A 15944-nucleotide genomic window follows, 5' to 3' on the forward strand; every position below is an offset into this window, starting at 1 on the left:
TCAACCGCCTCCTACAAAATGTACAATCTCGATTCGATCGCCTTCTCTTAATGCCGTCGTTTCATGATACTCACGGGTTAAAATATGCTTGTTCAGCTCTACAACTACAGTCTTGACTTGCAAATCAAAAGATTGGAGTAATTTATCCACACGATTCAATCTGTCTTCAATCTCCATCCGTTGACCATTAACGATGATATTCACTGCACCACTCCCTTTCTGTTCAATCGCTCAGGGCTCAGCGCCTCAATTCCGAGTTCTTCTGAGCTTTTGCCAGCGAGCAACTCAGCGATAAGCCTACCTGTTATCGCACTAAGCAAGATACCGTTGCGGTAATGTCCAAAGGCGGCAAACAACCCGGGTATACTCTTGCAAGCACCTATATAAGGCAGTCCATCAGGAGTTGCCGGTCTTACGCCTGCCCACGCTCGTATAAATTGTGCTTCCTTCATCCCAGGCACCCAGTGGGTAGCCGCTGTTAGCAGCTTCTGAACACCCTGTACAGAAACGTTCAAATCCGTTCTGCCTGGCAGACTGGTTGCCCCAAGCCAAACCTCTCCATTGGCTTTGGGAACAATATAGATATCCTCTGCATACACCGTTCTATCAGGTCTGTACCCTGCATGTTCATCTGAGAACTGAACGGCGGCTATTTCACCTTTTACCGACCACACAGGCAAGCTCAGATTCACATGTCTCATCAACTCTTCACTCTGTAATCCAGCCGCTATAATGACATGTTTGCATTTCATCTCACCGATCGATGTGGTGATCCCCTGCACGCCGTGTTCGTTTGCTTGCACACGTATATCCTGTATGTCCTCCATAACCCGTGCTCCCAATGCTTGAGCGGATTCAGCATATGCCTTCGTTAGATGGACTGGAAGAATCTCACTCTCGTAAGGTCTGTAGTAGGCTCCATACGTATCTCTGTTAAGCCATGATGCCTCCTGTTGCACAACGGAACGGTCCCACCACACCTCATCAGCAGAAGCAGACAACGCAGACTTCCGATTGTCCTTATAACTACTTAATTCACTGTATGAACGAAAAGGAGTTAGGAATCCCTGGCGTTGCAGACCAGTCTCTACCTCACTGAGTGTAGCCATTAGCACCTGTTGCTCGATAAGTAACTGCCTGCTCTGCCTGGCAAGCTTAGCCATCAAAGGATGAGCAAAATCCTCACTGTCTGCTGCCAGCATCCCAGCCGCTGCGCAAGAAGTCCCTCCTGCAATCGCCGAACGCTCCAGTAACAGCACATCCTGTCCACGGGAAGCAAGCTCATACGCAATGGCACATCCAACAACGCCTCCGCCTACAATAATCGTTTCTGCATAAATCTTATCCGGTCTATCAGTAATGATCTTTTTCATCCTCTCATCTCCTTGATTCAGCGGCTCAAACTTTCTGTAGCAACGATAGCCTGCCTTAATGATTCAGCGGCCCGATCCGGGGAATCGCTCGCCCATACATTCGAAATCACAGCGACTCCCTGTGCGCCTGCAGAGCGAATAGCGTGAATGTTTCCCGGTTCGATGCCCCCAATCGCCATGACAGGAATGGAGACACCAGAGCACACTTCAGCCAGAGCATATAATCCTCTTGGTTCAAGATCAGGCTTACTGTTGGTTGAGTAGACATGCCCGAAGAAAAGGTAATCGGCTCCCCGTTCTTCAGCGATTTTTGCCTCATCGATTGAATGAACAGATACACCCAGACGAATTCGCTGGACATTGCTTATAACAGCAGGGTTGTAGTTACGTATAGCCTCTTGCCCCCAATGTACACCGCCATAGATGTCATTCTGTGGTGGCAGTTCTGAACCATTGATAACGATGCGACAAGACGGAACGCCAACACCACGCAGACTTTCAGCCCAACCGATCTTTTGTTGCCACGAGAGTTGTTTCTCTCGTATATGGATGTAGTCCACCCATGGCCAAACGTCCTTTGCAGCTTTTACAAAAGATGCTTGATTCCCTACACCCGTAGATACAACATGCAGTTCAAATGATCCGTGTACACGTTCATGAGAAATTACCGTACTTTTCATCTCCTTCCATGCGTGAATGCTATGAAAACACAAAAAAGCCACTCCCGTAGGGGAGTGGCTGCGTATTAATTATAGGACCAGATGACTGACTGATACATACAGTTCATTTCGTGCAATAAAGCTATAGACCTTATAGCCATAACGTTATACACGCAACTGCATGTTTCAATTTACTAAGCAAGACGGTTGAATTCTTTCGAATTGCCGTTTGCTCACGTCATTCACTGAAACGCGCTCGCCACTTCCCTACGCTGGTATGATCCAGATCAGGTGCAAAGGGTCCGGAATCGCATTCTTCCATCTCAGCCACATCGTGCGGCCCCCCTAGTGTTCATATGAAGTTGTAGCCTATGTTACCATAGAAGGATTTTTTTGTCACCGTTCATTTCTATTAAGCGTTGCTTGAATTGTCTAGTTTTTCTCAGACCATTCTTCAACATTCCATGTTTTGGTAACCCAACCCTCGTAGAAATCAGGTTCATGAGATACCAGCAACACCGTTCCCTTGAATTCTTGCAAGGCACGCTGTAACTCAGCTTTAGCTGTGACATCCAAATGGTTCGTCGGCTCATCGAATAGAATCCAGTTGCTTTCACGCATCAAGAGTTTGCATAAACGAACCTTGGCTTGCTCTCCACCACTCAGCATGTTAAGCGGACGGGTAATGTGCTCATTTTTCAACCCGCAGCGAGCGAGATGACCCCTGACTTCATTCTGGGTCAAATGTGAAAACTCATTCCAGACATCCTCAATCGGCGTGATATTCCCAGCTCGAACTTCCTGCTCAAAATAGGCCGTTTCGAGATAATCTCCCAAGAAAGTCTTTCCACTGAGTGGAGATATTCTTCCCAAGATCGTCTTCAGCAGTGTCGATTTACCCACACCATTACAGCCTACGATGGCAATTTTCTCACCACGTTCAATAGTCATTGTCATTTTAGGTAGCAAAGGATACGTATATCCAATTTCAAAATCAATACCCTCAAAGACCGTTTTGCTGCTCGCACGGGCATCCTTGAATTTGAACGTTGGTTTGGCCGCTTCATCTGGACGATCAATTCGATCAATCTTATCCAGCTGCTTCTCGCGGCTCTTCGCTCGACCAGAAGTTGAAGCACGTGCCTTGTTACGCTGAATGAAATCTTCCTGTTTCTTGATGTACTCTTGCTGTTTCTCGTACGCATCAATATGCTGGGCTTTATTCATATCAGCCATCTCAAGGAACTTGTTATAGTTCGCTGCATATCGCGTTAATTTGGCAAATTCCAAATGATAAATGACATTTACGACTTCATTCATGAATTCCGTGTCATGGGAGATTAACAGAAACGCGTGCGGGTAGTCCTTCAGGTAACGTGACAACCATTCAATGTGTTCTACATCCAGATAGTTGGTCGGCTCATCCAGCAAAAGAGCTGTAGGTTTCTCGAGCAGAAGCTTAGCAAGAAGCACCTTGGTACGTTGTCCACCACTTAGAGCTGCGACATCTCGATCAAGACCAATTGCAGACAAACCAAGACCATTGGCCATCTCTTCCACTTTTACGTCAATCAGATAGAAGTCGCCCTGTTCCAGTTGTTCCTGAATATCGCCCATCTCTTCCAGCAACTGTTCCAGCTTATCTGGATCTGCATCTGCCATCTGGTCCGTAATATTCATCATTTCTTTTTCTAATTCAAGCAACGGAAGGAATGCATCCTTAAGAACGTCACGAATAGTTTTGCCTGGGGTAAGCTTTGTGTGCTGATCCAGATATCCATAACGGACCTTGGGTGTCCATTCCACTTTTCCACTATCTTTAAGCAATTTACCGGTAAGGATGTTCATTAATGTGGATTTACCCACACCATTGGCACCAACAAGTCCTACGCGCTCTCCGGCAAGTAAACGAAACGATACATTTTTAAATAACGTGCGATCTCCAAAATTGTGACTTACGTTCTCTACTGACAATAAACTCATAAGATGAGGTTGCTCCTATCTATTAGACATTACTTTTGTTATTGTTCCGAAACCCTATTCTAGCACAGGTCCCGTCTTTTCTGAAAGTAATGTAAACAGTTCAGGAACCTCTTACATGATTTTGTCATACAGGCTACCCTAACGATTAGAGCATTTATATTCGAAATAGCCTTGTGCAGCTGCTTGTTTTGCGTCTGTAAACACCTCTTCAGCACGGTAACCATTACCACATGTGGAGGGATAGTAGTACTTGATACCCGTTAAAGGATCTACCCCACCTACGATGGCCGTTTTCTTCACAAGTCTGCCTCCACCGATCGCATAATTGTTGATCTTCTGGTCACCCACACCTATACCTTGGATAAAGGCCATAATCCCTGTATCATTTATGGAGTTGTACCAATCTTCCTGCGCAATCAGGGGCATCGTAAACGTATAGGAAATACCGTTCTTTCTGGCAAACTCATTATGGCGGTTAATCACATCAGCCAGATTATCCTGCACAGTAGTCACAATCCGGCTTTGTCTAACTTGCTCAAATACGCTGGTATTCTGAAGTAAAGGGATCTGTGTGGTTGAAGCCAGTTCTTTTTGAAATCCCTCAATCCATTTCCCTGCACTTGCGTCGTAGGCATATACGTAGTCGTCCAGTGTAAAGTTAATACTGTTACCATTAGAATCTGAATATGTATAAGGTTTCTTGGGGCTCCATACTCGCCTGAAAGAATCTTCAAGGTTACCTGTCAACTCTGTTTCTGTGGACAACATATAATAGCCGTCATAATCCAGAATAAGTACGGCAGGAATGTAATTAAACATGTTTCGAATAGCTGCGGGATCATCCTGAATCCCCATATTCAAAGCCATCGTCTGCGTAAATGTCAACAAGGCAAGCTCCTTATCGGCTTTAACAAATTTGGTTGAATCATAACCTGCTTCATCATTTTGTTTCTCATTCTGATGCATCACTGCACCTGCATCCATGACTGCAGTTTGAAGTGCAGATCTGTATCGATGACCAAGATATTGAGCCTCTTCGGCATCTTGGGTATGGAGTGAGATGATCCAGAAGAGCGGGAAGAAGATCAGCACGAATACAATGGATAGCTCAGTAATCTTCATTGAGGACCATACCTCCGTATGTTACAAATACTGCTGAAGCCTGAGCCGTACCACTCAACCATTCACGAATGAGCATGGAAGGTGTACGATTTGTATTTTGGAGCGTCACGGTGAAAAAATCCCCTGTCGTCAACGTATATCTTCGGCCAGGATCATCAACCGGTATCACACCTGAGGATGGGAATAGTCTTTCTCGAATCTGAGCTGCATAATATCCATCCTGTACTACCTCATAGGTCCCGTTAAAACTGTTATTGTCCATCGGGTCTGTATAGTGAGGTACATATTTCTTATGTAAATGTTCCATCGACACCTCATACACATTGCCCGTCTGGGCCAGTTGCTCCTCCAACTCAGCCAACATTCGAGGTGAAATATATCCTTTCGTTCGGACAGCATCGACAAAACGTGTTACATTTTGAACAGCCGTCATACGTGCTATATCATCCTGCCGATCGGCTGTTTCAGCAGCTGGGTACACATAGAGCAGAAGGACTGCGAGCAATACGGCAAGCAGCTTGGATGCGGCATTAATCAATTCACACTCGCCTCCTTCCAAAAAACAATCTTGAGCAGTTCTCCAGATTCATTTCGTATAAACTCTGGTCTGTAGGTGGCATCGAGCTGGACAGGAATCGTCGCTGTTTTGCTGACAAGTGGATCAATCACATACGAAGTTCCATCTACCTCCACAGGAATGCCTGTGCCTGTCATCTGCCTCACGGTATGCAATACTTCTGCGCCCTTATACTGATCCGGTTTGGTGGTATGCAATGTTGTTGTCAGCCGACCTTCCATACCTGCTGTTGTCTGTACTCTGTTATTCAATGAAGTTGATAAAATCTTAACATTCTGTTGCCCGTACAGGCAGGCTGTCACAAACAGGACAACCGCCGTACAAAACAACATGAGATGCTGTGTATTCCGGGACATGTTAAACCAACTCCTGTCAGGATTGCTGGAAGATCAGCCCTCTTACCACGTTCGATCGGTCTTTTACGATAATGGCTTTGAATTTACCACTTGGATTGACATATTGATTTTCTTTTTCACTCATGGTCTGGTTAATAATCCCCACTTTATCGTCGGGTGCAATAACCGAGCCGTAGTCAGCATTATTGAGATCCTGTGAAATGTTTAATTGATTGCCGTACCATTGACCCGCTTTATTTTTACCTGTAATAACTTGAATACCGAACTGGTCCTTGTCCGCATATTTACGCAGCGCATTCGTTACCTGTGATCCACTGATGGTTGTTCCGTCATATACCGTAAATGCAGCCTGGGACAACTCGGTTTGGATATCAGCAAAATTGTTCTGGGCCGTCTTGGTTGCCTCCTGAGCCGAAATAAACAACAGAACTACAATTGTGATCAAAGCGATTGTTAAGAATATCCCTGCTGCCACCTTTAAAGCACTTGATGCATTGTTCATGATAAATCCTCCCAAGTTATAAGTTATTAAACTATTTCAGACTGTCACACAGATGAATTGTGCTACAGTTTCTGAATTTGCTCATAATAAATGTTCATCTGTAAGAAGCTCATACCGACCAATGGAATAACCAGATACAAAAAGATAAGGGCGTACATAGGTGTAAATCCAATGGTTCTGCCCCATGATGCTTTGACATCTATCATTTTGCTGTACTCCTGCTTGCGTTGTTCAAAATAAAATGCCATCATGCTTTCGAGATCATCGAAGGCTTCACGTATTGAGATTTTGCCAAGGGCAAGCTGTAATTTATCAACCAGTCGCTGGAACTCGGGCAAGCCCGCCTCTTCCTTTAATTGTTCAAGTGCAAGCTCTGGTCCATGTTCAAAATGCAACAAACATTTTTGTAGCGGGCGCTTGAAAATGACGGCAAATCGATTAAGCCATTCCAATATCTCTTCAACTGACATACGGTCCATCTCACGCAAAATGGAAATCACTGTCTGGAATTGATATATTTCATGTCGCATATCCAACCTTCGCATTTTCCGCTGAAATAACATAAGCCATACGGGCATGTAGTACCCCGCTGCACCCATGAGAATGGCTATAATCATTTCCCACCAGCGTACATATTGCTTGTTATACACCTCAAGTTTCTGCATAATGCGCGTGATCGTCTCATTCTGGGTATCATGGTCTAACTGAACTGGAGATAACTGCTGTAACGCTTTGGAGACTTCTTCGTATGTAGCTCCTCGGTTCATTTCTACACTTTCCAGAACGGATTGATCCAACGTTGTTTTTTCCTCAGCTTTCCTGAGATCCGTTTCAGCCATTGCACCAAACATTCGATCATCGCGGATTGGATCATACAAGATGTGGTTACGTTCAACCTGGTGCAACAGCAAGATGCAACCCATTGTAAGGACCAAACAACCTGCGAATAACAACACTCGACGAATGGCAAGCCATTCGTATTTCAACTCTGAGCTGCTCTCCCTCATGAGCCGTATCGTTTGGCTGTACTGTGTACTGCCAGGTTTCGCCGCAAACAACATCGCCAATTTCCGTATGAAGATTTGCTTGTACAGTAAATGATCCAACCATGAATGTTTATGCCCTGAGCGGTAACGTGTCTCATCGTATTGCTGGAGCCTTTGCAGAAGCAAATAAGCAAGGATGATGATCACATAGATGGATATTTTGGTAACAAAACCGATTTTGCTGCGATAAAATTCATCCATCGTTGGGAAACTGACTCTAGCCCAACGTTCGATCGGAGCGGTGAACAATACCGGAGCTAGCGCGATGATATTAAGTCCTTTGAGCAGGTAATCCAATTTATCACGCCGCAAAATCTCCAGATGAATCTCCTGAGTCAGGTTACCAAGTCCTTTAAGATAAATAGAGCCTTGTGCTCTGTCCTTATCCCCAAACTCCATAACCATATAGGAAACGCCGGCAAATCCTTTGAGAAAACGGTTAGGAGCCACTTCATAATAACGCTCAAGTGCTTCATTCGGATCTGGAGAAGTTAGAGCTTCGTAGATCAGTCTTACTTGTTCTGCTGCTTCTCCTGTACCTGCTTCAGCGGCTTCATAGAGCGCTTCCTCAACCATGCCATGCTGATGATACCGATGCCTTACATCTGCAAAGAGATCCAACATCTGCACCAGCAACCTTTTCTCCATACGACTAAGGCACATATCCAATACCAGGCTGTTTAGTACCACAGCACAGAGCACGGACAGTATTACAAAAGCGATACCCGGCTGCAGAAGAAACAGAATGACACTTATGCCTCCATAACCTCCAAGAATAATTAGAACCACTGTCATCGTCAGCCTACGAAGTGAGGGCTCATCCCCAACATGGCGGAATGAAATACGTTTCTGCACCTGTAGAATATAAGCTGATAGCAATGGCACTTTCATTCCAAGACGGTAGGACTGCAATAAGATTGATCCCAGTCCTTTGAATCCCTTCCCGCTAGGAGCATAAATCACGCCGGATTGACTTGTTGAACCACCTCCTCTGTGACGTAACATACTTAAAACGAGAAGTGTAATCAGCAAACCCCCTGCACAAATACTTAATACGAGGAGCAGAATCCATTTAATTGTCATGCTGATCACCCCAGTGTTGCTTCATAAACAGTTCAAATTTCTCGGCATCCTGTAATGTCATCTGGTCTCGCATATCCACCATGCTTCCAGAGGAGATTGGAGCTGTTGCAACATACGCTCCATCTCTGTACTCCACAACATTATGAAATGAAAACCCTGCCCTCTCTTCCACGCTATCACCTTGATTCGCACGAGGAAGACACTCCGTAATTCGTTCGATATATCTTCGTCCCTCAGCATCTTTCTTCATATGAACATCGAAGTTGATTACACTCACAACCTGCTCCTCAGCAATATGCTCATGCTGGAACATACCTGTCTTGAGCAAGGAATTTCGGAGGGAGAAGACCAGATCACGAAACGTTTTGGCATGGTGGGTAAACAGGGTGAACAGACTGGCAACCTGAGACATTTGAATCATCCATGCGGCCACCTCATCACTCGCAACCTCACCGAGTATATTGACGGTACCATCCGTTTTTTTCTGCAAATCAAGCCCTTGTTGACCTGAAATGTGTTCAGTCTCTCGGAAACTCAAAATATTACGTCTGCTATAGATCCGTCTTAATTGAAGTTCAAACGCCATCTCCTGCACCCGAAGGGTGTACGATGCATAGATGTGTTTGACCATAGCCATAAGCAACGTCGTTTTACCAGAACCCTGTGCACCGGTTACAGCTGTAATCCGGCTTCCTTTCATCAGGTATTGAAGCAATGTAATTGGCAGATCTGCGTTGTTACCCGTAATTAACTGTTCAAGTGAAGCATTCGGAATATCGAACTTCCGGACGAAGAACGCCCACGATTCTGCAAAAGGAGGACGAACCACAACGACACGAGAGCCGTCTTTCATCTCATTCACTTTGTATCCACTTGCTTCCGACAACTGTCCGGGATAATTGTATTTGTATATATTCTGGCATACCCTTTTCAGTTCACGGATGCTTCCGAATGACAGAAAGGATAGATGAATGGACTTACCTTTATAGAAAATCCAGACACTTTCCATGCCGCTGAGCGGTTCTTCATGTGCATCATCCTCCAGTCCTTGATCCAGCAAATCATTCCATGATGCCGGTTTTCGAAGTCCCATATTATGAACAGCATCAAGCATACCGCTAACACCACCACTAACGCCGTCAATACGTTGGTCCCTTATCTCATCAACAACCGAGAATCCTTTATAATGTTGGTAGATACGTTGCACGATGATATCCGTCTTTTCTCTGAATCCAAGCTCTCGATATTCGCACTCGAACACATACTGAATATCCTCCTCAGAAATATAATAACTTCCTCCATCGTCCGTACCTTCCTCCATTCTCAGTCTGCCAAGATCGTAGGTATCAATCATTCGGGAGAGTGCATCCACACCGAATTGCTGTCGGTACAGATAAAATACAATTTCGAATCGGTCCTGGATCGTCAGCAAATCTGGTTCTGCAAACAAAATAACTTCATCTACATTTGATTTGTTCAGCCCTATGCTTCGGGTCAGGAGATCCCCTATCAGATTTTTGACATACGTTTTGTCGCTGATACTGCCTGAGACACAGCCCTTCAGTGCTTTTCTCATCTCGGCACGTTGATTAATTCTTCGACGATATTCTTCTTCATGCAGACCCGCATCCGCGAGCTGACTATGACTAAGCTCATGAAGTGAGTTCTTCACCTTCTCAATCAACATGTCAATCGTGAATGATTCCTGTTCAGGAACACGAGCATTCTTTTCACGAAGAAACGTTCTATACTTGAACCAGATATAAGTCAGGCACAGAATCAAAATCAAACTTATCCATATGGTATTCCAGAGCATCGGAGGTTCAGGCTCCCCTTTCCAGCCTCTTCAGAACTGTGCGCATACCTGCACCGTCCATAATCAGGCGAGCGAGTTCGCTCATGCTTGCAGCAAAACTCCCTTTACGAATATCCTTATCCTCAGTCAAACTTTCCAACTGCAAGTATCTAGCGACATCTCGCCGATTCATTGCATCCAGGTATCCGGTTGTGTACGGTATCGCAGATATCGTGCCTTTGTATCTGAACTGGCGCCGAATATTGGAAAGCGTTGCACGGGAATGCGAATCGTATTTGTTAATGACAACATGTATATTCTTATTGTTCATTCGTTCTGGCAGGATCTTTTCAAAGAACAACTCCAGATTTCGCATATTTTGATCTAGATTAATTACAACATAGTCCGCCTGTTGCAGCTTGAGCTGTGAATCAACACCAGCATGATCCGCATCCAGAAGAACCAGATCATAATACTCGTTAGCTACATTTAGCAGCTTTTTCACAGTCTCACCATGTTCCTGCGGGGAACGTTCCATCTCATCAATTCTTCCGGTTAGGAAATCAAGTCTTTCCTTCAGAAGTGGCTTGGTATAATCCCTGAGATTGTGCTTATTCAGACTGCCGCTCGAATGCAGCCGTTCAATCGCATCCCAGCCACCCTCTTCAAAGGAGAACATAAAATCCGCTGAATCCGTATCTTTGGATGGTAGAGCAGCTTCTGTGCCAGTTCCGGCAAGGCCTGCATTAACAAGTAACACTCTTGTCCTATAGTGAAGTGCCATCGCATAAGCACTAATTAATGTGCTTGAAGTGCAACCTGTTCCTGCAAAAGGGCTCCAAAAGGTAATGGTGCTCATGCTCTCATCCTCTCTGCTTCTTTCATCGCACGGCGACTGCGAACACTTTCCCAACCTGTTAACTGCTCGACCACGCGACACAACGATTTTTTGTAATTTCGTGACAGAGGTCCAAGATGAACTCGGCGATGATGCTCATTCTCAAGCTTAACCGCAGCTGTTAACTCATCCCACGGAAGCACTAAGGATTCTCCTGTCCACACAAATGGACTGCCTTCCAGATACGCCCATAGATAACGAGCTTCAAGCTTGCAGTCAACCCCGTTAATTAAGAGCCGCTGAAATGACAGCTCACCAGGTAATGACTGTTCTTCAAGCAACCGCTTCAACCAGCCCTTGCCACGTTCCAGATTGTAACGCTCATAATCACTCACCCAGACTCTTACATCAGCGGTTAGCCAGAGATTACGTGAAGCAAAATGTGAGGTCTCCATGTCATATAACACATAGTCATAACTATCCAATCGCTCGCCATTTACTTCAAGATGATTCTCTACTGCTGCTGAAGTAACAAAATGACAAGCGATATCAAATCCTTCAAATTCCGTAATTCGCAAAGACTGCTGACTGTCACCTACACCGTACCCATACTTCTGCTGTAAGGTTCCATCTACGAGCAAAACCTTGTTGCCTGTCGAAGCCAGTATCTTGCAAAGATACAGCATCAGATCATTCTTCTCACATAAACCCGCAAAGATCCATGTATGCATAGATGTTACAGCTCCTTTCTTTTTTCTAAAACTCCTTGTTATCTGAATTATTCTAAAGTAAACCTCAGATTTCGCTCTATTCTCCACCCGTTAGCAAGCTCTGCTGTTCTGTTTGTAAAGCTTCAGCAGGATCATTTACGCTTCCAGGATTAGCTCCTGCTCCGTTTCCTGAACCATCATTCCACATCACTCCATCCGACGTTGCCGGATTATTGGCTGATGGACGACTGTTATATGTAACTGAGGATTGTGCCACATCCTGTTCAACCCCTTTTGACGGTGCTGTCATGGAAGCGGCCAGTGAACTTTCAAGCGAACTTCGCACCTGTCTGGATAACTCCTGCTCGGCTCGTCGAACAATATTCGGATCACTCTCCAGCAGTTTTAACACTTCTGAATTGGCAGGATACGTCGCGATTGCAGGTGTCTGAAACTGTGGTTCTACATAGGTTAAGGCATAGATTGAAGCTTTATGTAAATAGGCATCTACAATTGCACTTGAGAGTGACAGAATTTCTTCCTCCGTCATCGTAATCCATAAGGTAGCTGCATTGAGTCGTTCCACTTTTTTCTTCGATAAGAGAACATAGTCTTGTCCGGTAGGGAATTGAATACGAACATCAATAATATCTCCCTTAACAAGTGAGGACGGCAGTAATACAACTTGCAGCTCTCGATTTCTTAAATCGGGAGGAGCCGGTACATCCTCATACACCATCTCGGTGGTAATGGCTGTTCCTTTTTTCAACTCTATTTTGGCCACTTGGCCTTCCATCTGCTTGGTACTGGACCAGAGGTTTCGCGGTGCTTGTGCATCCGGAACAGCAATGAGCTTCAGATCCTCCGGTAATATCGGTTCACCTGCTTCAATATCCCGAATCGTAACCCATCCTTGTGCTCCCGAATCCCATTGTTGCTTTAATTCAGCTTCCTTTTCCTCATATGCCGATAAATAACGGGCTTCTACAGCTGACCTGACATCCCCCATCGTTTTGACATTGTAAATAACATATCCTCCAAACACCAACCCTACAGCTCCTGCTCCGATAAGTCCGGCATAGATCAGTTGACGGCTTTGTTTTCTTAATTTAGACAAAAGAGGCTCTCCTTTCGTAATCTTCTAATCATGTACTTTCCTTCTTGAAAAGAATGAACGTTTCTTGGGCTGCTGTGCCATCATATGCATTAAAATATGTGAAAACACTTTATCCATCTGTGCGTCCTTGTCAAAAGGATCAATATGTAACGGCAGACCATATACACTCGATGTATCCAGAGCTTTACGAATGCGCTGAACAGCCTCACTTGCTGCCAGGGGCAGACAATATATCCATTTCTCTCGTGGATACCGATGATGTGATCGAACAAAAGCACCAATCTCCGCCTGTCTCCATTCGGCACCTGAGCCTATAACAATAGGTAGATCTGCACGCAGGAATTCTTCCAGCCGGTTCTGATCCTGACCACTACCGAGATCCATCACGATGAACTGATAACTCCCCCCAAGCAAAGACAAAATATCCGCTCGCCCGGATTGTTTCCAATAATGCACACCATCGACTGCAAACTGTCTGCCTGCTGGCACCGGTTTACCCGCTTGAGCGATTTGTTGAATCCTTGCAAAGGATTGAGAGCGAGGTGACATTTCAATCACAGCTACTTTGAAGTTTTGCCTTTCGAGATAATGACTGATAGCTATAGCCGTATGGGTAACCCCTACACCAGATGAAGCACCAGTCAAGGCAATAACTCTTGTTCCCCCATTCAAGGTCATCGTTGTATCTCCACCAGGCGTTGTTCCGCCGGGTATTCGGAGCAGTTCCTTCCGCACCTCATCGGCAGATTGGAATCGCTCTTCGGCATTATACCTTAACAGTCTTCTCGCCACAGGGATGTATGTCCGCGGAACATCACTCCGGATAGAGCTTTCCACACCCTGAATCCATTCCGTATACGCACCACTTGTCATAAGATACAGTAGCAATGCTCCGAGTCCATATAGATCTGAACGCGCATCGGTCTGACCCGCGCCATACTGTTCTGGAGCGGCAAAACCAGCGGTTCCCAACTTAACGGTATCTTCAGCACTTTGCGGTTTGTAACTTCTGGCGATGCCAAAATCAATTAATCTTACTTCATGTTCCGGCGTGATCATAATGTTTGATGGTTTCAGATCCCTATAGATGACAGGTGGATTCAGATTATGCAGATAACTCAACACATCGAGCAATTGAAGCATCAGCTCCGTTAACTGCTCCATCGGGATCTTCCCGCGGCACTGCTTGAAATACTCACTGAGCGTTAGCCCTTCGATGTATTCCATCACCAAGTACGTGTACCCATCTTCATCCGGGACAAAAAAATCAACAATTTGCGGCAATCTTGGATGGCGAAGTGATGTCAGAAGAGCGGCCTCCGTCTCCATACTGCCTTCATATGGCATAATCGTTACGCTTTCTTTAATTGCCCATATCTTGCCCGGCAACTTCAGATCCTCCGCCTCATATACATGGCTCATTCCGCCTGTTCCCAGAATGGATACGATACGATATCTACCTCCCAGCAGGCTTCCGCGTTCCAGCCTGGCCGGATGTCTCATATCAATTCCTCCTTCATTACACAACAAAAAAGGGAAAGCTTCACCGAAGTAGAACAGACCGGATAATCCGATTTTGTTCGCTTCGGGATGCTTTCCCTCAGGTTTGTTATGGTTAATATTGGTATCATTATAGTACAGGCAGGAATAGATTGTAAAGCACAAAATTTAATGAGCTTAATCGAATCAATTTCATAATACCTTTAACAGCTTTAATCAAGGCTAGAGCTCTTAATATTTGACCATATAAAGTGTAATCTCTTCCCGGTTATGGAACAACTGCTTTGAACGTTGAATCTGCATCCGCGAACGCTCAAACGTATCAATCACATCTTTAATGAGTGCGAGCGGCTTTTTATGCAATAACTTCACGGTAACGATCGCTGTCCCCCCCGGCTGAAGGCTATATAGAAGATCCGATACAAGTCGGCTCATCAGCTTCGGACTCCAACTCATATCACATACGAGCAGATCGAACTCTCCTTCGCGGAAGCGCACATCCCCTGCATTTTTCTTCAAAAAAGTCAGTTTTGGTGATGCCAGCAGCGTAGCGTCCATCTTCGCCGGATCTACCGCCGTTACTTCAAGCCCGCGTTCAAGCAGGAACGAAGTCCATCCACCTGGTGCAGCGCCGATATCAAGTGCTTTATGAAATGAAGTAAAGTCAATGCCAAACGTTTGCTCGGCTTCAAGCAATTTGAATTTGGCCCGCGAGATCTGCCCATCTTCTTTTTGAAAACGTACGGCTCCCCCGCTCCAGTCTGACAGGTTCTGTTCAGGTCTGGATATGCCAGCATACAACATATCATTCGTTGCAAATACAGAAATGACATATTCAGCATCACGTACAACCCATTCACAGCCTAGCTCATCCAGCTTTTCAGTTAGCAGTTGCTTCAATGAGGCTGCATTTTCTTGCCAAAAGGCCCCTTCTGTCTTCCGTACCTGCAGCACGACAGGAGTACCGGTCAGTTCCTTATGATTCAACACAAATGCAATCAATTTCTCAATAGACTGCTCCGAATCTTCAGTATTCTCCTGAAACTGAACAGGTTGAATATGACGTAAAAACGTTGGATACTCTGCCCACAGCTTATCTGCAACTTCTTCGTCGGCTACAGGCAAACCCGCAAGCAATATTTCTCCTGGTACGAGTACCGTGCTCTTCACCGCACCAAACGTACGGCGCAACTCTTCCTGAGCATAAGGGGCAAAGCCATGATTGGCTGTGCAGATAAAACGGGAGAAGTTGCCTTCTTCCCAAGACGATTGTGTACTCAAAT

The 15944-nt window shown here is 45.2% G+C and carries 15 protein-coding genes and 1 riboswitch; all 15 genes read right to left on the bottom strand.

What is annotated here, in order from left to right:
* Window positions 1–204: a sulfur carrier protein ThiS gene (gene thiS, locus MHI52_RS17875; protein ID WP_036613636.1), complete on the bottom strand. Its 204-nt coding sequence runs from the start codon at window positions 202–204 to the stop codon at window positions 1–3.
* Window positions 201–1373 (bottom strand): glycine oxidase ThiO, encoded by a 1173-nt coding sequence (gene thiO / locus MHI52_RS17880; RefSeq protein WP_405157377.1) that lies wholly within the window; start codon window positions 1371–1373, stop codon window positions 201–203. The genes thiS and thiO overlap by 4 nt, the downstream gene beginning before the upstream one ends.
* Before the next feature lie 17 nt (window positions 1374–1390).
* Window positions 1391–2053 (bottom strand): thiamine phosphate synthase, encoded by a 663-nt coding sequence (locus tag MHI52_RS17885; RefSeq protein WP_315372460.1) that lies wholly within the window; start codon window positions 2051–2053, stop codon window positions 1391–1393.
* Between the two features lie 226 nt (window positions 2054–2279).
* Window positions 2280–2389: riboswitch (TPP riboswitch) on the bottom strand.
* 75 nt (window positions 2390–2464) lie between these two features.
* Complete coding sequence (locus MHI52_RS17890) at window positions 2465–4015, bottom strand: ABC-F family ATP-binding cassette domain-containing protein (protein ID WP_100527386.1); 1551 nt, start codon at window positions 4013–4015, stop codon at window positions 2465–2467.
* Between the two features lie 138 nt (window positions 4016–4153).
* Window positions 4154–5137, bottom strand: a complete 984-nt coding sequence (locus tag MHI52_RS17895; protein WP_405157378.1) for a hypothetical protein — start codon at window positions 5135–5137, stop codon at window positions 4154–4156.
* Window positions 5124–5675 (bottom strand): hypothetical protein, encoded by a 552-nt coding sequence (locus MHI52_RS17900; protein WP_405157379.1) that lies wholly within the window; start codon window positions 5673–5675, stop codon window positions 5124–5126. The genes MHI52_RS17895 and MHI52_RS17900 overlap by 14 nt, the downstream gene beginning before the upstream one ends.
* The gene (locus MHI52_RS17905; protein ID WP_405157380.1) at window positions 5672–6070 is read right to left on the bottom strand and encodes a hypothetical protein; all 399 of its coding nucleotides are present in this window, start codon (window positions 6068–6070) and stop codon (window positions 5672–5674) included. The genes MHI52_RS17900 and MHI52_RS17905 overlap by 4 nt, the downstream gene beginning before the upstream one ends.
* Window positions 6071–6086: 16 nt before the next feature.
* Window positions 6087–6572, bottom strand: a complete 486-nt coding sequence (locus MHI52_RS17910) for a hypothetical protein (RefSeq protein WP_036673846.1) — start codon at window positions 6570–6572, stop codon at window positions 6087–6089.
* 62 nt (window positions 6573–6634) lie between these two features.
* Complete coding sequence (locus tag MHI52_RS17915; RefSeq protein ID WP_405157381.1) at window positions 6635–8701, bottom strand: hypothetical protein; 2067 nt, start codon at window positions 8699–8701, stop codon at window positions 6635–6637.
* Window positions 8691–10517 carry an ATPase, T2SS/T4P/T4SS family gene (locus MHI52_RS17920; protein ID WP_405157382.1) on the bottom strand — a complete coding sequence of 609 codons (1827 nt, stop codon included), beginning with the start codon at window positions 10515–10517 and terminating at the stop codon, window positions 8691–8693. Before MHI52_RS17920 ends, MHI52_RS17915 begins: the two co-directional genes overlap by 11 nt.
* Before the next feature lie 7 nt (window positions 10518–10524).
* Window positions 10525–11355, bottom strand: coding sequence for a hypothetical protein (locus tag MHI52_RS17925; protein WP_405157383.1), 831 nt, complete (start codon window positions 11353–11355; stop codon window positions 10525–10527).
* A complete protein-coding gene (locus MHI52_RS17930; protein ID WP_017688052.1) occupies window positions 11352–12065 on the bottom strand; it encodes a hypothetical protein in 714 nt (237 codons plus the stop codon). Before MHI52_RS17930 ends, MHI52_RS17925 begins: the two co-directional genes overlap by 4 nt.
* Before the next feature lie 76 nt (window positions 12066–12141).
* Window positions 12142–13161 carry an SAF domain-containing protein gene (locus tag MHI52_RS17935; RefSeq protein WP_315372301.1) on the bottom strand — a complete coding sequence of 340 codons (1020 nt, stop codon included), beginning with the start codon at window positions 13159–13161 and terminating at the stop codon, window positions 12142–12144.
* A 24-nt stretch (window positions 13162–13185) separates the two neighbouring features.
* Window positions 13186–14664, bottom strand: a complete 1479-nt coding sequence (locus MHI52_RS17940; protein WP_405157384.1) for a serine/threonine protein kinase — start codon at window positions 14662–14664, stop codon at window positions 13186–13188.
* A 228-nt stretch (window positions 14665–14892) separates the two neighbouring features.
* Complete coding sequence (locus MHI52_RS17945; RefSeq protein WP_405157385.1) at window positions 14893–15942, bottom strand: SAM-dependent methyltransferase; 1050 nt, start codon at window positions 15940–15942, stop codon at window positions 14893–14895.
* Between the last annotated feature and the right edge of the window lie 2 nt (window positions 15943–15944).

This window comes from Paenibacillus sp. FSL H8-0283, assembly GCF_045040675.1.
Classification (GTDB): Bacteria; Bacillota; Bacilli; order Paenibacillales; family Paenibacillaceae; genus Paenibacillus; species Paenibacillus amylolyticus.